The following is an 18881-nucleotide window of genomic DNA, read 5'->3' on the forward strand; positions in this document are numbered from 1 at the left end:
CCGACACCACGGCGAGGTCGACGACGCCCGCCGGATCGGCAGCGGACGGCGTGACGAAGCTGCCGAAGCGGAGTTCCTGTCCGTAGTCGGTCATCGGGCTCCTCCCGACGGCATACTCGACGACATGCAACTGACCCATTTCGGCCATTCCTGCATCCTCGTCGAACACCTCGGCGCGAAGCTCCTTTTCGACCCCGGAAATTTCTCCCACGGGTTCGAGGGCATCACCGGACTCGACGCGATCCTCGTGACCCACCAGCATCCCGACCACGCCGATACCACCCGGTTACCCGCGCTCCTCGAGGCCAACCCCGGAGCGCAGTTGTTCTCCGACCCGCAGTCGGCGAACCTGCTCGACGACGACTGGACCGCGGTGCGTCCCGGCGACGCCTTCTCGGTGGGTTCGCTGACCGTACGCGGCACCGGCGGACGGCACGCGGTGATCCACCCCGACATGCCCGTCATCGACAACACGGCCTTCCTCGTGGGCGACGACGAGAATCCGTCGCGGCTGCTGCACCCCGGCGACTCGCTGTACATCCCGCACGAGCGCGTCGACGTGCTGGCCCTGCCGTCGACCGCGCCGTGGCTCAAGATCTGGGAGGCGATCGACTACCTGCGCGCGGTGAACCCGCGGGTCGCCGTGCCGATCCACCAGGGCATCGTCAACGACAACGGTCGCGGCATCTTCTACGGCCGGTACAGCGAGATGGCGCCGGAGGGCACCGAATTCCGCGTGCTGCCGCACGAAGACGGCGTCGAGGTCTGACGCTGCGGAGCGCGAAACGGTCGTCGGCGCGGGATGTTTCGCGCTCCTACGACCGTTTCGCGCTCTGCTGTCCCAGTCGACGCCGACGGGAGGTTCAGCGGGCGGCGGCGCGACCCGCCGCCCGGCCCGAGAAGATGCATCCGCCGAGGAAGGTGCCCTCGAGCGACCGGTAGCCGTGGACGCCGCCACCACCGAAGCCGGCGACCTCACCGGCGGCGAAGAGGCCGTCGAAGACCGACCCGTCCGACCGCAGCACGCGCGACGACAGGTCGGTCTCGAGCCCGCCGAGCGTCTTGCGGGTGAGCAGGTGCAGCTTGACCGCGATGAGCGGTCCGGCCTTGGGGTCGAGGATCCGGTGCGGCGCCGCGATGCGGACGACGCGGTCGGGTGCGTAGGCCCGCGCCGAGCGCACCGCCGCGACCTGCAGGTCTTTGGTGTACTTGTTGTCCATCTCGCGGTCGCGGGCCTCGACCACCGAACGCACCTGCTCGTAGTCGAGCGGCGCCTCGGGGGTGAGTTCGTTCATGCCCGCCACGAGATCGGCGAGCGTGTCGCGGACGACGAAGTCGACACCGCGCTCCTTGAAGGCCTCGACCGGTCCGGGAGCACCCGACCTGACCCGCTGCAGCAGCAGGCGGAGGCTGCGCCCGGTGAGGTCGGGATTCTGCTCGGAGCCGGAGAGCCCGAATTCCTTCTCGATGATCTTCTGGTCGAGCACGAACCAAGTGTGGTCGTAGCCGGTGCTCACGATGTACTCGAGGGTGCCGAGCGTGTCGAAGCCGGGGAACAACGGCACCGGCAACCGCTTGCCGGTGGCGTCGAGCCACAGCGAGGACGGGCCGGGCAGGATGCGGATGCCGTGATCGGGCCACACCGGGTCGTAGTTGGTGATGCCCTCGGTGTAGTGCCACATGCGGTCGCGGTTGACGATGTTCCCGCCGGCCTTCTCGGTGATCTCGAGCATCCGGCCGTCGACGTGCGCGGGCACACCGCTGAGCATGTGCTTCGGCGGCTCCCCCATCCGCTTCGGCCAGTTCTTCTTCACGAGGTCGTAGTTGCCGCCGATACCGCCGGAGGTGACGATGACGGCTCCGGCGGAGAACTCGAACTCCCCGACGACGGTGCGGGAGGACGCCACGCCGCGCGCCGCGTCGGCGGGCTCGAGGATCGCTCCGCGCACACCGGTGGCGGCGCCGTCGGTGACGACGAGTTCGTCGACCCGGTGGCGGTGCTTCAGCGTGACGAGACCGCGTTCGACGCCTTCGCGGAGCTTGCGCTCGAAGATCTCGACGAGGCCCGGACCGGTACCCCAGGTGATGTGGAATCGCGGGACCGAGTTGCCGTGCCCTGCAGCGTCGTATCCGCCGCGTTCGGCCCAGTTGACCATCGGGAAGATCTTCAGCCCGCGCTGCTTGAGCCAGGCGTGCTTCTCCCCCGCGGCGAACTCGACATAGGCCTGGGCCCAGCGCCGCGGCCAGCGGTCCTCGATCTCGCGGTCGAAGCCGGCGGTCCCCATCCAGTCCTGCAAGGCGAGTTCGTAGGAATCCTTGATCCCGAGTCGTCGCTGTTCGGGACTGTCGACGAAGAACAACCCACCGAACGACCAGAAGGCCTGCCCACCAATGTTGTTCGAGTTCTCCTGATCGACCAGCAGAACGTTGCGACCGGCGTCGATCAGTTCACCGACCGCCACGAGCCCCGCGAGTCCCGCCCCCACCACGATCACGTCAGCATCCATGGCCGCCAACATTACCGAGCGGATGCGGCGACCGGGAGCACCGGCGGGCCAGGCGGGATCACGCCACGCGGCTGTTCGACGGACGCGGCCGCCAGGCGTGGACGGTCGGTTCGGCACCGTGGTGCAGCGCGAGGTCGACGGCGTCGAGGATCGCCTGCCGGGGTCCGGACTCGGCGAGCCGGGGAGCGGCGATCGCCAGACGCAGCAGCTCCCCGCGCCGCGCCGTCCGCGACGCGCCCATCACCATCGCGCGGCAGCGCCACACGTCCGACCCCGCACCGTCACCGAGCGCGTACAGCCGCGTCTTCGTCACGGTGCCCGCCACCAGATCGTGGATCCCCGCGTTGTCCGCCATCATCCGGAAACCGACCTGCGGAAGTGCTGTCACTGCGCCCGGCGACGCGCGCCATCGCGGTGGTGCGAACAGCCGGGTGCGCAGTCCGGTCTCCTCGAGCACACGGTCGGCGGCGAGCAGGCGCAACCGTGCTTCGTGCTCGGGCAGCGTCGCGAACTCGGCGCGACGTCGCTTCGTCGCCGCCTGGTCGTAACCGTGCAGCACGATCGCGTCGCCGCCCTCGCGTCGCTCGAGCAGCCACTCCTGCGTCGCCGGATCCCGCACGAGGCGGTAGTGGTCTTTCAGGCGGGGTGCGACGAACAGCGACAACGGCACCCCACGCGCGTCCGTCTCACGGGCGAAGGCGTCCACGAGGTCGCGCGTGACGTCCCGGATCCCCGACACCGACACGATCATCCGTCCGCTCATGCCCCCGAGCCTGCTGCACTCGGGTGAACGGCGTCCTGCCCGACCGGGAAGTCCGGATGAAGACTCGGGCCGGCGATCCGCATCCCGTTCATCGGGACAGTGTCGACGGCCACACGGAGCCGGGCATACCGTCCGGGCGTGGCAGTCCCGAACCAGACCTATACGCGCCTTCTCTCCCCCGGCACCATCGGGCCGATCACCCTGGACAACCGCGTGGTGATGCCCGCCATGGACATGAACCTCTGCGAGGACGGGGAGATCGAGCAGGGCGACATCGATCATTTCGTCGCCCGCGCGGCCGGAGGCACCGGGCTGATCGTCACCGGATGCTGCGCGGTCGCCTATCCGGCGGGATGCACCAGCACGAAGGAACCCGGCCTGTCCGAGGACCGGTTCATCCCCGGCCTCCGCGCACTGACCGACGCCGTCCACGAGGCCGGCAGCAAACTGTGCGTGCAGATGGTGCACCACGGCAAGGTCGCCCGTATCGACACCCTGCAGGGCCGGACGCAGCTCGTGCCGAGCATCCCGAAGCCGCCGAGCGACATGAGCGCCATGGCCGACTGCACGCCCGCGGAACTGCAGCGCATGGCATCGATCCAGGGTGGCGCGCAGGCCACCTACAACGAGGCCTCCGAGAGCGACATCGAATGGTTGATCCGGATGTTCGCCGAGGCCGCGGGCCGGGTCGCCGCCGCCGGAGCGGACGCCGTCGAGATCCACGCCGCCCACAACTACGTGCTCGGCGCCTTCCTCAGCCGCTACACGAACCAGCGCACCGACGGATACGGCGGGTCGCTGGAGAACCGGGCCCGGCTGACCTGCGAGGTGATCCGCGCGGTCAAGGCCGAGGTCGGCGACCGCCTCGCCGTCATCGTGCGGCTGGCAGGGCAGGAATACGGTGAGACGGACGGCCTGACCGTCGAGGAATCCGCTGCTGCCGCAGTGCTGTTCGAGCAGGCCGGTGCAGATGCCCTCCACGTCACTGGCACCGCGCTGAACGCGTTCGCGAATTTCACCGACGGCCCGTTGCCGGACAAGGTCGGCTACTACACCCACAACGCGGCGGTCATCAAGCGTGCGGTGTCGATCCCCGTCATCACCGTCGGCCGCATGCTGCCGGAGGTCGGCGAGCGAATGATCGCCGAGGGCGTCACCGACTTCGTCGCGATGGGACGTCAGTTGCTGGCCGATCCCGCGCTCGTCGCCAAGCTCAAGCAGGGCCGCAGCGAGCAGATCCGCCCGTGCATCAACTGCTATGTGTGTGTGCAGGAGAACTTCTGGGATGCCACGCCCATCTGTGCGGTCAATCCGGCGCTGGGCAACGAGACACTCGTGCCGTTCGTCCGCACTGCGGCGCCGAAGCACGTCGTCGTGGTGGGTGCCGGGCCGGGCGGCCTCGAGACTGCGCGGGTCGCCACCGAGCGCGGGCACCGCGTCACCGTCCTGGACAAGACCGACCGGCTGGGCGGGACCCTGTGGTTCTCGACCCTCACCACCCCCGACAACGAGCGGCTGCTGAAATGGCTGACGGCCGAGGTCACCCGCCTCGGCATCGACGTGCGGCTCGGCGCCGAGGCCACCTCCGCATCGATCCGCGCCCTGGAGCCGGACGTGGTGGTCGTCGCGACGGGCGCCGTGCGGGAACGTCCCACCGTGCCGGGCGGGGACTTGCCGCACGTGCACACCGGCGACAGCATGCGTGCGCTCATGACGGGTGCGGGCGACGTCTCCGATCAGTCCCCGGTGCTGCGGGTGATGGGCCGGGTGGGCAGGCTCGCCGGTATCACCACGAGCCCTCGGAGGATCCGTGATCTGAGCCGGCGGTTCCTGCGTTTCCTGCCGATGGCGAAGGACGTCGTCGTGATCGGCGGGTCGCTCGTCGGGCTCGAACTCGCGGAGTTCATGGCCGAGCGGGGAAGCCGGGTGACGCTGCTCGCCGAGGGGAAGCAGCTCGGGGTGCCGATGGCGATGCCGCGCCGGTGGACCGCCGTCAAGCACGCGCGCGAGGTCGGCCTCGAGGTGCATCGTGGTGCGACGGTTCAGCGCATCACCCCGAAGACGGTGGAGTTCACCGTGGATGGCGAGACGAAATCGGTACGCGCCCGCATGGTCGTGGTCGCGTCCGATGTGTCGGCGGCAGCACCGCTCGCCGACGAACTGGCCGGCTCGGACATCGATGTCCGCGTCGTCGGGGACGCGGGTCGGGTCGACTACATCGAGGGCGCCATCCACAGTGCCTGGAAGGTCGCGACCGAACTCTGAAAACAGGCAGGTGGCGACCGATCTGTGAAACAGCGGGTGGCGGCCGGCTCGCGCACTCACGAACCGGTCGCCACCCGTCGGATCAGGCTTCCCGGTCACCCGGCGCCGCGAACCTGTCGCGGTGCACGGCCTCCTCGAGCCGGCGCCCCTTGCGCCAGCCGAACCGTTCGAGGTCGGGTATCTCCTGGAGCCGCGTGACCGGGCCGACACACAGCCACGCGATGGGACGCACGGGTGCGCTCACTCCGACGAAGTCGGCGAGGAAGTCCTCCTCGTAGAACGACACCCATCCCACGCCGAGACCCTCGGCGGTCGCGGCGAGCCACAGGTTCTGGATCGCCAGCACGGCCGAGAACAGGCCGGATTCGTCGATGGTGTGACGGCCGAGGATGTGCTTGCCGCCGCGTTCGGGGTCGTAGGTGACGACGACGCCGGTCCCCGATTCGACGATGCCTTCGATCTTGATGGGGTCGAAGGTGCTCTTCCGGTCCTCGGGGAGCGAGTCGGCGAACGCCTGCCGGCAACCGGCGACGTGCTCGGCGAACTCCTTCAGCCGCTGTTCGTCCTGTACGACGACGAAGTCCCAGGGCTGGGTGTTGCCGACACTGGGTGCGTGATGGGCGGCCCGCAGGATGCGCATCAGCGTGTCCTCGTCGAGCCGTTCCCCGCTGAATTCTGCACGGACGTCGCGACGCATGCGGATGATGTCGTACAGCGCGTCCCGCGCTTCTGTGCCGAACATGTCAGGCCGGCAGGATCTCTTCGAGGGCGTCGAGGATCTCGGGCGCATCCGGTTCCGTGCGGGGACGGAAGCGCGCGGCGACCGTGCCGTCGGGAGCGATGAGGAACTTCTCGAAGTTCCACTGGATGTCGCCGGCCTCGCCGGAGGCATCCGGGTGCTTGGTGAGCTCGGCGTAGAGCGGATGCCGGTTCTCGCCGTTGACCTCGATCTTCTCGAGCAGCGGGAAGGTCACGCCGTAGGTGGCGGAGCAGAACTCCTGGATCTCCTCCGGCGTTCCGGGCTCCTGACCCATGAACTGATTGCACGGCACGCCCACGACGAACAGTCCGCGGTCGCGGTATTCCTGCGCGAGCTTCTCGAGTGCCGTGTACTGCGGGGTCAGGCCGCACTTGGACGCGACGTTCACGACGAGTACCGCGTGGCCCTCGTACGAGCCGAGATTCGTGGGTTCACCCGAGAGGGTGTTGATCGGGATGTCCTGGAGAGGCGTGGTCATGCATCCAAACTATCGTGTGCCCGATCACTCCCCCGAACATCGGCGTGCTACATCTTCTCCCCCGGCAGCGCGGCGGCCTGTCTCACCCACTTCCGGACCTTCTCCTCGTCGAGGTCCTCGAGCCGGCGGATGTCGTGATAACGCCGCCGGCGCGTAGTCGCTACAGAAATAGCTGTCCGCTACGGAAAATTTCCGTAGCGGACAGCCATTGTCGTAGCGGATGCCGGATCAGACGGACACCTTCTCCAGCTTCGCCGGTTCGCGCTCGGGAGCGGGCTCGTGATCGTCGATCATCATGCTCTCGTCGAACGGCAACCGTCCGCTGAGCACCTCGTCGACGCGGTCACGGTCCACCGACTTGGTCCACGTGCCGATGAGCAGGGTCGCGATGGCGTTGCCGGAGAAGTTGGTGACGGCACGCGCCTCGGACATGAACCGGTCGACACCGACGATCAGGCCGACACCGTCGAGCAGGTCGGGGCGGTGGCTCTGCAGACCGCCGGCCAGCGTCGCCAGACCGGCACCGGTGACCCCGGCCGCACCCTTCGAGGCGACGATCATGAACAGCAGGAGCGAGATCTGCTCACCCATGTTCAGGGGACTGCCCATCGCGTCGGACACGAACAGGGCGGCCATCGTCAGGTAGATCGCGGTGCCGTCCAGGTTGAACGAGTAACCGGTGGGCACGACCACGCCGACGGTGGTGCGCTGGACACCGAGGTGCTCCATCTTGGCGATCAGACGCGGCAGCGCGGACTCCGACGACGACGTCGCAAAGATGAGGAGGTACTCGCGGGCGAGGTACTTCGCGAGCTTGAACACCGAGACACCGGAGACCGCTCGCAGCAACGATCCGAGAACACCGAAGACGAACACGACGCACGTGAGGTAGAAGGCGATCATCAGAACACCGAGCTGCAGGACCGCGCTCAGACCGGTCTGGCCGACGACGTTGGCGATGGCACCGAAGGCACCGATCGGGGCGAGCCACAGGATCATCGTCAGGATGCGGAAGACCAGCTTCTGCAGGTGGCCGATGCCCCGCAGGATCGGTTCACCCGACTTGCCGATGCCCTGGATGGCGAAGCCGACGAGCAGCGCCACGAACAGGGTCTGCAGGACGCTGCCCTCGGTCAGTGCGGACAACAGGGAGGTGGGGATGATCGACGCGATGAAGTCGACGGTGCCGCCGGCGGCATGCGCCTTCTCGGCGAGTTCGGCACCCGAGCCGGCGTTGGCCGGATCGAGGGTGAGCCCCGAACCCGGGTCGAGCAGGTTGCCCACACCCAGGCCGATCGCGAGGGCCACGGTCGACATGCCCACGAAGTAGATCAGCGCGAGTCCACCGATCCGGCCGACGCTCGCCGCTGCCCGGACCGACCCGATGCCGAGCACGATGGTGCAGAAGATCACCGGGCTGATCATCATCTTGATCAGGTCGACGAACATGGTGCCGAGGACACCGAGCGACTTGCCCGTCTCGGGGGCCAGCCATCCGACGGCGATACCGGCGACGACGGCGATGATGACGCCGATGTACAGCCAGTGGGTACGGTCGCGGCGTTTCTCGCCCCGCACGGTTGTGGTGCTCATGGAGTGCCCTTCGATCATGCGCGGGCTCGTCGCGCGATGTTCACGGATAACGGGATGCGGTGACGCACCGGCGAGGACTCGGGAATCGACCGTGGTTCGGTCGGGTACTACGGGACCCTGGTAGGGGCCGCTCCGCGCCCGGGTGGTGACCGGCATCACGTCCACATAAGGACATGGTGGTGGCCGGGTCGCCGCGGGAGAAGTTTGTGTACATAGTGTTCACGGGAGGTGAACGGTGAACCGTCGCCAGGCGAGACCGCCGATGAGCGTGGCGGGCCAGCTGCTCATCCTCCAGCTGGTGGTGTTCACGGTGATAGCGATCGTGGCGGGTGCGCTCATCGTCGTCGACGAACGCCGCGACGCCGACGAGGCCACGCGCCGCACCGTGACGGATATCGCAGTGACAGCCGCGCTCTTCCCGGAGGTCGCGGACGGGTTGCTCTCCCCCGATCCGACCGCAGCGCTCCAGCCCCGCGCCGAGCAGATCCGCGAGGCGACAGGGGTGGACTTCGTCGTCGTCGTGGACCCCGAGGGCATCCGCGTGACACATCCGGTGCCGGAGCAGATCGGGTTGCCGTACACGGGCCACACCGATGAGGCCCGTTCGGGCACGCCGTTCACCGAGACGTACACGGGCAGCCTCGGATCGTCGATCCGCACCATCGCGCCGGTCTACGACGACGGCACGCTCGTCGGATTCGTGTCGGTCGGGGTGACACGGGAGAGGATCGCCGAGAACTTCGTGCGGAGCCTTCCGGGCATCGTCGGCCTGGTGGCGGCCGGGCTCGTGGTCACCGCGGCGGGCGGATACCTGATCGCGCGGCGCCTGCGCCGTCAGACCCTCGGGCTCGATCCCGACCAGCTGCGGCGCATGTACGAACACCACGACGCCGTCCTGCACTCGATCGGTGAAGGGCTGCTGGTGTTCGGTGGAGCACCCGGCGCCTCACCGCAGGTCGACGTCGTCAACGACGAGGCACGCCGCCTGCTCGGCCTTCCCCCGACCGGGCCGGTCCCCTTCGACGCCCTGCCCGAGACACTGCGCGAACTCGCAACCACCGGCGAGGCACGCGACGAGGTGCACCTGACGCGCGACCGCACCCTCGTCGTCAACAGCGACGCGGTGAACTGGAACGAGCGCCGCATCGGCACCGTCGTCACCCTCCGCGACCACACCGAGTTGCGCGGTGTCCTCGGTGAACTCGACTCGGTCCGCGGATTCGCCGAGTCGCTGCGGGCGCAGGCCCACGAGTCGGCGAACCGTCTGCACACCATCGTCACGATGGTCGAACTCGGCCGGACGGAGGACGCGGTCGCGTTCGCGACGCAGGAACTGGCGGTCTCCCAGCACCTGATCGACAGGTTGACAAGTGCCATCCACGAGCCGGCGCTGTCGGCGTTGCTGCTCGGCAAGATCGACGAGGCGGCCGAGCGAGGTGTGGAACTGACCGTCACCGACGACACGGAACTGGGCCCGGTTCCGTCCATCCCGGCGCGCGATATCGTCACCCTCGTCGGGAATCTCATCGACAACGCCATCGACGCCTCCCATGCGTCGGACGACCCATGGGTGGAGGTGACTGTGCGTCGGGACGATTCGTCGATGATCGTCGAGGTCGCCGACAGCGGGCCGGGGATGTCGCCGGAGGTGCTGGCCCAGGCCATGCAGCGCGGCTACTCCACCAAGTCCGAGCAGCGCGGCCTCGGACTCGCACTCGTCGCCCAGGTCGTGGCGCGTCACGGGGGAACTCTGCGCACCGAACCGTCGCTGGGTTCGATGATCGTCGCCGTGATCCCCTTGGAGAGCCGGTCGTGATCCGGGTGCTCGTCGTCGAGGACGAACCGCTCATCGCCGAGGCCCACCGCGAATACGTCGGGAGGGTGGACGGGTTCGAGGTGGTAGGTGTCGCGCACACGGGTAGCGACGCCGTGCGGGCGGTCGCGTCGGCTGCGCGGGTGGGCACACCGGTGGATCTGGTGCTGCTCGACATCGGGCTCCCCGACACGAGCGGCCTCGAAGTGGCTGCACGCCTGAGCGCCGGTCGTCCGAGTCCCGACATCATCGCCGTCACGTCGAACCGCGATCTGGAGGTCGTGCGGACGGCGGTCGCGCGGGGTGTGGTGCTGTATCTGCTCAAGCCGTTCACCTTCGCGGCACTGCAGGACAAGCTCGAACAGTACGTGGCCTACCGCTCGGCGTTGCGCGACGCCGAGACCGCGGCGGGCCAGCACGATATCGATCGCGCCATGTCGGCTCTGCGCACGAGCAGTTCCCGTCCGTCCACACCCAAGGGCATCTCCCCCGACACGCTGTCGAAGATCACCGATTTCCTTCATCACGCCGACGGGCCGCGAACCGCTGCGGAAGTCGGATCGGCCGTGGGGGTCTCACGCGTGACGGCGTGGCGTTACCTCGAACGGCTCGCCGACGACGGAGCCGCGACCCGCATCACCGAGTACGGCCGCGCCGGCCGGCCTCAGGTCCGGTACGAACTGCGCAGGTGAGCGGTCTGCTATCGGCTACACAGTTCGTCATTCGCGTCGGCAATTCGGAAGTTGTCAACCTGTCTGAGACAGATGGGTGATGTTGATTCCGGTCGGTCGAGGTAGTGGTGGTGCCAGCGGCCGGCGCTGGAACCGCTGCGGGTGCCGGGCATGGATCCGGTCGAGTCGGTCCTGCCGGCGTCGGTGTTCCTCGACGGCGGTGCCGAGGAACACCGACGCGGGGGTGTGTCGACCCAACCCACTGTGGCGGTGTTCGAGGGCGTATCGGGTCATGAATTCCTCGGTCCACCGCCGGGCATGGTCGATGCTGTCGAACCGGTGCGGACACGACAGGTCGTACTTGATGGTTTTGAACAACGACTCGGAAAACGGATTGTCGTCACTGACCCGCGGCCGTGAGTACGAGGGCAGGACCTGCTGCTCGTCGAGCGCATCGAGCAGTGCGGTCGAGCGCATCGAGGCCCCGTTGTCGGCGTGCAGCACCGTCGGTGCCCCGAACGCGGTGAACGCTTCGGTGAACATTTCCACCGCCGCAGCGGCGGTCTCGGCGTACTCGATGCGCCAGGCCACCGGGAACCGCGAATACACATCGATCACCAGATACAGCAGATACCGGTCCTGGGTGCGTGGCCCCTTGAGCACAGTGATGTCCCACGACCACAATGTGCCCACCGCCGGAGCCGGAACGACCGGTTTGCGGCGGCTGATCCCCGATCCCGGGCCGCCGCTGCGGCTGCGGCGTCGGTCCCCGACCAGGTTCTGCGAGTGCGCCACTCGATAGAAACTCGACTGGGAACACTCCACCAGCCCTTCATCGAAGGACCGCCAATACAGTTGGCACACAGACAGATGGGTGTTCCCCTCGGCGAGGATCACCTCGACGATGGTGTCCTTCTCGGCCGGTGACAACGCGGCCGGCTGGTGCCGGTCCCGCTGCCGGATCGGATCGGACACCGGCCGATAGTGCCGATACCCGCGCACCTCCCGGTAGTAGCGGGCCCGGGGGATCCCCAGCAATGCGCAGCCACGCACGATCGGCACGCCGGCTGCGGCCAACGCGGTGACGGTGTCGGTCAGGACAGTCCTCGGCGTTCGAGCCATTGCGCGTACTCGCGGGCACTCATCAACGACGGCGGGATCTGCGGGTCCTCGTCGGTCGAGCTCTTGGTGATCCCTTGCAAGAGCTCGAATGCTTTTCCCAGGATTTCCACGGCGGCGTCGCCCTGGGCGACCTTCTCGCGGAGGCGTTCGTTCTCTTTGCGGAGTTTGGCCAGCTCCGCACGGTCTCGACTGTCCACTCGGTCCCTCGACTTGTCTGCTGCGGTCACCATCGACGCTTCCAAGTCTCCCGAATCCCGGGCGTGGATCCAACGTGCGATGGTGGCGTAGTCGAGGTTGGTCTCGCGCAGTAGGCGGGTCTTGGCACCGACTTCGATGCATTGGTCCCACTGCCGTAGGAACTCGATCTTGTAGGCGATGGAGAACGCGCGTTTGCCGGTGCGGGTCCGCCCAACAGGGATGTCGATCATTGGTGTGCTCCGATCCCCGCGCTGATTGCCAGGTGTCTCACGAACATCCTGACAACCAGCGAATTGCTGCGGCGAATAGCGAGAACGCGAGCGGATACCGAGCTCAGCCCGCAGCGGTCTCCGCGCGGCAGGCGCCCGACGTCTCGAGCACCCACGCGAACTCGAACGCGACCTCGCGCCACTTCTCGTACCGGCCCGACACACCGCCGTGTCCCGCGCTCATCTCCGTCTTGAGCAGCAACGGCGCATCGCCGGTCTTCGTCGCGCGCAGCTTGGCGACCCACTTGGCGGGTTCGACGTAGAGCACGCGCGTGTCGTTGATGCTGGTGATCGCGAGGATCGCCGGGTAATCCTTGGCCTCGACGTTCTCGTAGGGGCTGTACGAGCGCATGTACTCGTACACCTCTGGGTTCTCGAGCGGGTTGCCCCACTCGTCCCATTCGATCACCGTGAGCGGCAAGGACGGATCGAGGATCGACGTGAGCGGGTCGACGAACGGGACGTTCGCGAGGATGCCCGCGAACAGCTCGGGTGCGATGTTCGCGACCGCACCCATGAGCAGGCCACCGGCACTGCCGCCGTCGGCGACCAGCTTCTCCGGGCTCGTGACGCCGGCGTCGATCAGGTGCCGCGCGCACGCCACGAAGTCGGTGAAGGTGTTCTTCTTCGTCAGCGACTTGCCGTTCTCGTACCAGTGCCGGCCCATCTCGCCGCCGCCGCGCACGTGCGCGACCGCGAAGACCATGCCCCGGTCGAGCAGCGACAGGCGTGCGACGGAGAAGGCCGGGTCGATGCTCGCTTCGTACGAGCCGTAGCCGTACAGCAGCGTGGGCGCGTTCTCGGGGGTGCCCTTGCGCGCGACGATCGACAGCGGGATCTTCGTGCCGTCCTCGGCGGTCGCCCACTCGCGGCGCTGCTCGTAGAGCGTCGGGTCGAACTCGCCGAGCACCGGCTGCGACTTGAGCAGCTTCAGCTCACCGGTGCTCACGGTGTAGTCGTAGACCCGGCTCGGGGTGATGAACGACGTGTAGCCCAGACGCAGTGTGGGCTGGGTCCATTCGGGGTTCGCGCCCGGTCCGACGGCGAAGAGTTCCTCGTCGAACTCTAGTTCGGTGAGCTTGCCGTAACCCTCGTCGGTCAACGGCCACACCGCGAGTCGGGTGAGGGCTTCGCGGCGGTAGCCGAGCACGAGGTGTCCCTCGAACGCGTCGACGTCCTCGAGGCGCACGTCGTGCCGGTGCTCGATCAGGGTGCGCAGCGCGGACGGGTCGTCGACGGGAGCCTCGGCGAGGACGAAGTTCTCGGCCTTCTTCCCCGTCTCGGGGTCGACGTCGTTGTGCAGGATCAGGAAGCGGTCCTCACCGGCGATCACGGCGTGCTCGGCACCGTACTCGACACCTTCGCGGCGCGGCAGGATCACACGGAATTCGCCTGTGGGGTTCTCGGATTCGAGCACCCATCCCTCGGTGGTGATCTTCGAGCCGACCCAGATCATGAGGTACTTCTCGCTGCGGGTCGAACCGATCGACACCCAGTACCGCTCGTCGGGTTCGTGGAAGACCTTCACGTCCTCGTCGACGGAGGTGCCGAGCTTGTGCCGCCAGACGGTGTCGGGTCGCCACGACTCGTCGACCGTCTGGTAGAAGACGTGGCTGTGGTCGAGCGCCCACGTCGCTCCCGGTGCGGTGCCGGGGATCTCGTCCGCCCGCATCTCACCGGTGGTGAGGTCCTTGATGCGCAGGGTGTAGCGCTCGTCGCCCACGACGTCGGTCGAGTACGCGAGCAGCGTGCCGTCGTGGCTGATCGAGAACGCCCCGAGCGAGAAGAACTCGTGCCCTTCCGACTCGACGTTGCCGTCGAGGAGCACCTGCTCGCCGGGGAGTTCCACACCAGGCGTGACGTCGGGCGGTGTCCAGTCGTCGGCGTCGGCGATCGGGCACCGGCACTGGATCGCGTACTGCTTGCCCTCGACGGTGCGGGCGTAGTACCACCAGTCACCCATCCGGGTGGGGACCGACATGTCGGTCTCCTGGGTGCGCGACCTGATCTCCTCGAAGATCGCCTCACGCAGCGGAGCGAGATGTTCCGTCTGCGCCTCGGTGTACGAGTTCTCCGCTTCCAGGTACGCGACGACCTCGGGGTCGTTCTTGTCGCGCAGCCATTCGTAGTCGTCGACGAAGGTGTGCCCGTGATGGGTGCGCTCGAGCGGCACCTTCTTCGCGACCGGCGGAGTGATCTTCGAGGAGGTCATATGCGGTCAGCCGATCCAATCGTCGAAGGACAGTCCCGAAATACGTTCGTACGCCTCGATGTAGCGAGCTCGCGTCTTGTCGACGACGTGCTGCGGCAGCGGCGGGGGCGGGGTGTCGGAGGCGCGGTCCCAGCCCGATTCGGGTCCGGTGAGCCAGTTCCGGACGATCTGCTTGTCGAAGCTGGGCTGAACCTTGCCCTCCTCGTACTCGTTCGCGTCCCAGTAGCGGGACGAATCCGGGGTGAGGACCTCGTCGGCGAGCACCAGATTGCCGGCCTTGTCGAGACCGAACTCCAACTTGGTGTCGGCGAGCAGGATGCCGCGGTCGGACGCGTACATGGCGGCGCGGTCGTAGATATCGAGCGTGTCCTGACGCAGCTTCATCGCCAGGTTCAGACCGACCTTCTCGACGACGTCGTCGAAGGAGATGTTCTCGTCGTGGTCGCCGAGCGCAGCCTTGCTGGCCGGGGTGAAGATCGGTTCGGGCAGTCTGCTGGCCTCGACGAGCCCCTGGGGCAGGGTGACACCGCAGACGGAGCCCGTGGCTTGGTAGTCGAGCAGGCCGGAGCCAGTGAGGAAGCCTCGGGCGACGCACTCGACGGGCACCATCTCGAGGCGCTTGACCACGAGTGCGCGGCCGAGGACCTCCTCGGGGATACGCTCGTCGTCGGGTTCTCCCGCGAGGTGGTTGTTGGTGGCGTCGAGCAGCTTGAAGAAGAACACGCTCATCGCAGTGAGGACCCGTCCCTTGTCGGGGATCGGGGTCTCGAGCACGTGATCGTAGGCCGAGATCCGGTCACTGGCGACGAGGAGCAGGTGCTCGTCGTCGATCACGTACAGATCACGCACCTTGCCGCCGGCGAGGTGTTGGTAGGACTCGAGTGAAGGACGCACGCTGACACCCTAGTGCTCATCGAGTGGGCGTACCGCACCCCGTGGCGGATATCCCACTCGTTCACCGCCGGGTGGAACAACGAACGTATGAGTGGGAACAGGAGTGGCATGGCCGCATCGTCGCGAGTGGACGTCGGGTTCGGGTCCGAGCGGGGCCCGATCCTCATCGCTCTGATGCTCGCCACCTCCCTCGTGGCGCTCGAGAGCACCATCCTGGCGACCGCGATCCCGACGATCGTCGCGGACCTGGGCGGCTTCACGCAGTTCCCGTGGTTGTTCTCCGCCTATCTGCTCACGCAGGCGGTGCTCGTCCCGGTCTACGGCAAACTCTCCGACGTCTTCGGCCGCACTCCGCTGTTGTTGTTCGGGATCGGGGTGTTCGCGGCGGGTTCGGTGCTGTGCGCGGTGGCGTGGAGCATGCCGGCGCTGATCGCGTTCCGCGCGGTGCAGGGACTCGGCGCCGGTGCGGTGCTGCCGATGGCACAGACGATCGCCGGGGACATCTACACGGTCGCCGAGCGCGCCAAGGCGCAGGGCTATCTCGCCAGTGTGTGGGGCATGTCGGCGGTGATCGGCCCGGCCGTGGGCGGTGTCTTCGCAGACTTCCTGTCGTGGCGGTGGATCTTCTGGATCAACCTGCCGTTGTGTGCCCTCGCGGCGTGGGTGCTCGTCCGCAACTTCCGCGAGGACACGCCGTCGGGACCGCGACCGCGCGTGGACTGGGCCGGCGCGGCGACACTCGCGGTAGGCGCCGCCCTGCTGATCCTCGGCCTGCTCGAGGGCGGGCAGTCATGGGCGTGGACGTCGGCGACCGGGATCGGCATCTTCGCCGCCGGTGCAGCCCTGATCGCGGTGTTCGTGTGGATCGAGTCCCGCGCCGCCGAGCCGATTCTGCCGATCCGGCTGTTCACGCGACGTGTGCTGGTCACCACCAGCGCGGTGTCGTGCCTGGTGGGCGCGGTCGTGCTGGGCCTGACCTCGTACGTTCCGTCGTTCGTGCAGGGCGCGCTGGGGACCACGGCGCTCGTCGCGGGCTTCACGCTGGCGACGATGACGATCGGCTGGCCGATCGCGGCGGCGCAGTCGGGCCGGCTCTATCTGCGGATCGGTTTTCGCAACACCGGTCTGGTGGGTGCGGTGCCGCTGTTGTGCGGCGCGGCGCTGTTGACGCAGGTCGGGGTGGATTCGGCTCCCGGGGAGGTGGCGCTCTGCTGCGTGCTCGTGGGACTCGGGATGGGGTTGATCGCCAGTCCCGCGCTGATCGCGGCGCAGTCCAGCGTCGACTGGTCCGAGCGGGGCGTCGTCACGGGCGCGAACGCCTTCGCACGTGCGATCGGCAGCGCGGTGGGCGTGGCGGTGTTCGGTGCGCTGGCCAATGCAGCCCTCGGGGGCGCAGCGGCGGACGAGACCGTCACCGGAACTCCCGGTGCGGCGCAGTTGGCGGACTCGGTGGCGCCGGTGTTCGTCGCCGTTCTGGTCTGCGCCGTCCTGCTGGTGTCGTGCGTGTGCCTGATCCCGAACCGTCCGGCGGCGGCCGGGTAGGCGACACGCCGCGTGCCTATACCGTTACCTACGAGCTGTTTCGTATTCGCTCGAGATCGGGCACCATCTCTGCGGTGAGAACGACAAGCGGCGGCAAGGACACCATCGACGACGTGACGTACTTCCCCGTCGGAGCTGCGGAGCATGCTCTGCAGCGACTGGCACACGCTACGGCGATGCAGGACACGACGGATTACGAGTCGCTGCGCTCTGCCATGGACGCGGAGTTTTTCTGGCGCGGTGTCGCCGAGACCTTCCGGATCGCCGACGAGGCGTTCCGGATCGTGTCGTCCGCGACACGCGACCGGCAGGACATCTGCGCGCACGTCATGGCACGCGCTGCCGACTGGGTGGGCACCATCGAGCTCGCCACCGAGGGATCCCGGTTGTACGGCGCGCTCGTCGCTTACACCCAGGGCGTCAGCGAAGGGTATTCGGCCGTGGAGGCCTGGGCGCGCGACGGACGGGTATGACGCGAAAGCGCTGATCGACGCGAAGGCGGGGCCGGGGATCACCCCGGCCCCGCTCGTCGACCCGCAGGTCAGCCCACAGCTTCGAGATCGCCCGTGTCCTCGAACCGCCGTAGCGTCGGGGTCGCAACGAACATGATCGCGATGATCACCACACCGGCCACGCCGTAGATGGTCAGGGCCATCGAGATCGGCACCAGCGAGGCCACGACGCCCGCCGCGACCGCGCCGACGGAGGTACCGGCCGTCACCTGCGCGCCCCACACGGCCGCGATCCGTCCGCGGTACTCGTCGGAGGTGTTGCGCTGGACGGTCGCGTACCGCACGACGTCCGCGAGCGAGTCGCCGAAACCGTGCGCGGCCAGACCGAGCAGCACGACGGCGAGGACGCCGGTCGCGCCGGCACCCACCAGACCGGCGGCGGAGACCGCCATGAGCAGGTACACCACCAGCCCGTACCGGCGGATCGAGCCGGTCCAGCCGCTGGTCAGCGAGCCGACCACGGCTCCGACGGCGGGTGCGGTGTAGAGCAGGCCGACCACCGACGGTCCGACGCCGAGCACCTCGTCGGCGAACTCCGGGATCAGCACGGCCCAGCCGGACAGCAGCATCGCGAGGAATCCGACGATCAGCACCTGCCCCACCACGCGGTTGTGTGCCGCGTACCGGAAACCCGACACCACCGACTTCAGCGGTGATTCCTCCGCCACGTGCGTCGGCGGCAGCGACGGCAGGCGGGTGATGCAGAAGGTGGTGATCGCCGTGGTGAACGCCGCGAGCGCGTAGGCCACACCCACACCACCGGCGGCGATGACGACACCGCCGAGCGCCGGGCCGATCATGGATCCGAGGTCGGCGGTCAGCGCCATGAGCGCGCCGGCCGCGGCGAGCTTGTCGCGCGGGATCAGGCTGGGGGTGACCGCCATGAGCGCGGTCGACGAGATCCCGCCCGCGATGCCGTCGACGACGGCGAGCACGTAGATCGCCCACATCTGCGGTTCGGGCAGGAACGCGTTGATCGCCAGCAGCGCGAAGGCGACGCCCGCGGTGCCGCGGGCGAGGGCGATGACGTTCCGCCGGTCGTACCGATCGGCGAGCACCCCGCCCGCGAAGGTGGCCCCGAAGGTGGTCACACCGATCACCGCGGAGACGGCGGCGACCTGCGCCGTCGAGCCGGTGAGCTGGTACACCTGCACGGGCACGGCCACGATGAGGAAACCGAGACCGAACAGCGACACGACGCGTGCGGTGAACAGGTACCGGAACTCGCGGCTGGTCCGCAGCGGGTCGAGGTCGATGAGGAGCTTCTCGAAGACGGCCACGA

At 68.1% G+C, this 18881-nt stretch carries 16 protein-coding genes; 6 read left to right on the plus strand and 10 right to left on the minus strand.

The window, feature by feature from the left end; translation table 11 throughout:
- Positions 1-124 precede the first annotated feature (124 nt).
- On the plus strand, positions 125-769 hold the full coding sequence (locus M3330_RS08355; protein WP_024103005.1) for an MBL fold metallo-hydrolase: 645 nt from the start codon (positions 125-127) through the stop codon (positions 767-769).
- Between the two features lie 94 nt (positions 770-863).
- Here M3330_RS08355 and M3330_RS08360 read toward each other — a convergent pair whose 3' ends face one another.
- On the minus strand, positions 864-2507 hold the full coding sequence (locus tag M3330_RS08360; RefSeq protein WP_024103004.1) for an FAD-binding dehydrogenase: 1644 nt from the start codon (positions 2505-2507) through the stop codon (positions 864-866).
- 58 nt (positions 2508-2565) lie between these two features.
- Positions 2566-3270 carry a DUF2334 domain-containing protein gene (locus tag M3330_RS08365; RefSeq protein WP_024103003.1) on the minus strand — a complete coding sequence of 235 codons (705 nt, stop codon included), beginning with the start codon at positions 3268-3270 and terminating at the stop codon, positions 2566-2568.
- A 138-nt stretch (positions 3271-3408) separates the two neighbouring features.
- On the opposite strand from M3330_RS08365, the gene M3330_RS08370 reads away from it, so the two are divergent.
- A complete protein-coding gene (locus M3330_RS08370) occupies positions 3409-5535 on the plus strand; it encodes an FAD-dependent oxidoreductase (protein WP_024103002.1) in 2127 nt (708 codons plus the stop codon).
- Between the two features lie 82 nt (positions 5536-5617).
- Here the strand turns inward: M3330_RS08370 and bluB are convergent, their stop codons facing one another.
- The 3 genes from bluB to M3330_RS08385 all read right to left on the minus strand — a co-directional run bounded on the left by bluB (position 5618) and on the right by M3330_RS08385 (position 8366).
- Positions 5618-6277, minus strand: a complete 660-nt coding sequence (gene bluB / locus M3330_RS08375; RefSeq protein WP_024103001.1) for a 5,6-dimethylbenzimidazole synthase — start codon at positions 6275-6277, stop codon at positions 5618-5620.
- 1 nt (position 6278) lies between these two features.
- A complete protein-coding gene (locus tag M3330_RS08380; protein ID WP_019290035.1) occupies positions 6279-6773 on the minus strand; it encodes a glutathione peroxidase in 495 nt (164 codons plus the stop codon).
- A gap of 228 nt (positions 6774-7001) precedes the next feature.
- The gene (locus M3330_RS08385) at positions 7002-8366 is read right to left on the minus strand and encodes a cation:dicarboxylate symporter family transporter (protein WP_041803973.1); all 1365 of its coding nucleotides are present in this window, start codon (positions 8364-8366) and stop codon (positions 7002-7004) included.
- 262 nt (positions 8367-8628) lie between these two features.
- Here M3330_RS08385 and M3330_RS08390 point away from each other — a divergent pair, with 262 nt between their 5' ends.
- The gene (locus tag M3330_RS08390) at positions 8629-10182 is read left to right on the plus strand and encodes a sensor histidine kinase (protein WP_006551833.1); all 1554 of its coding nucleotides are present in this window, start codon (positions 8629-8631) and stop codon (positions 10180-10182) included.
- Positions 10179-10871, plus strand: coding sequence for a response regulator (locus M3330_RS08395; RefSeq protein ID WP_006551834.1), 693 nt, complete (start codon positions 10179-10181; stop codon positions 10869-10871). Before M3330_RS08390 ends, M3330_RS08395 begins: the two co-directional genes overlap by 4 nt.
- 54 nt (positions 10872-10925) lie before the next feature.
- Here the strand turns inward: M3330_RS08395 and M3330_RS08400 are convergent, their stop codons facing one another.
- The 4 genes from M3330_RS08400 to M3330_RS08415 form a co-directional block, all read right to left on the minus strand.
- The gene (locus M3330_RS08400; RefSeq protein WP_219129769.1) at positions 10926-11972 is read right to left on the minus strand and encodes a DDE-type integrase/transposase/recombinase; all 1047 of its coding nucleotides are present in this window, start codon (positions 11970-11972) and stop codon (positions 10926-10928) included.
- Entirely contained in the window at positions 11945-12400 is a 456-nt protein-coding gene (locus tag M3330_RS08405) for a hypothetical protein (RefSeq protein ID WP_039583527.1), read from the minus strand. Before M3330_RS08405 ends, M3330_RS08400 begins: the two co-directional genes overlap by 28 nt.
- Before the next feature lie 103 nt (positions 12401-12503).
- Entirely contained in the window at positions 12504-14651 is a 2148-nt protein-coding gene (locus M3330_RS08410) for a S9 family peptidase (RefSeq protein ID WP_072740524.1), read from the minus strand.
- A 6-nt stretch (positions 14652-14657) separates the two neighbouring features.
- Positions 14658-15545 carry a phosphoribosylaminoimidazolesuccinocarboxamide synthase gene (locus tag M3330_RS08415; protein WP_006551836.1) on the minus strand — a complete coding sequence of 296 codons (888 nt, stop codon included), beginning with the start codon at positions 15543-15545 and terminating at the stop codon, positions 14658-14660.
- A 108-nt stretch (positions 15546-15653) separates the two neighbouring features.
- Between M3330_RS08415 and M3330_RS08420 the strand changes: the two genes are divergently transcribed.
- Together M3330_RS08420 and M3330_RS08425 are read left to right on the plus strand one after the other, a co-directional pair.
- Positions 15654-17087 (plus strand): MDR family MFS transporter, encoded by a 1434-nt coding sequence (locus tag M3330_RS08420; RefSeq protein ID WP_024102997.1) that lies wholly within the window; start codon positions 15654-15656, stop codon positions 17085-17087.
- A 74-nt stretch (positions 17088-17161) separates the two neighbouring features.
- Positions 17162-17560 (plus strand): hypothetical protein, encoded by a 399-nt coding sequence (locus tag M3330_RS08425; RefSeq protein ID WP_024102996.1) that lies wholly within the window; start codon positions 17162-17164, stop codon positions 17558-17560.
- A 68-nt stretch (positions 17561-17628) separates the two neighbouring features.
- On the opposite strand, the gene entS is transcribed toward M3330_RS08425, so the two are convergent.
- Positions 17629-18879: an enterobactin transporter EntS gene (entS, locus tag M3330_RS08430; RefSeq protein WP_024102995.1), complete on the minus strand. Its 1251-nt coding sequence runs from the start codon at positions 18877-18879 to the stop codon at positions 17629-17631.
- Positions 18880-18881 lie beyond the last annotated feature (2 nt).

Origin of the sequence: Rhodococcus sp. GA1 (genome assembly GCF_024321955.1) — a bacterium.
In the GTDB taxonomy this organism is placed as follows: Bacteria; Actinomycetota; Actinomycetes; order Mycobacteriales; family Mycobacteriaceae; genus Rhodococcus; species Rhodococcus pyridinivorans.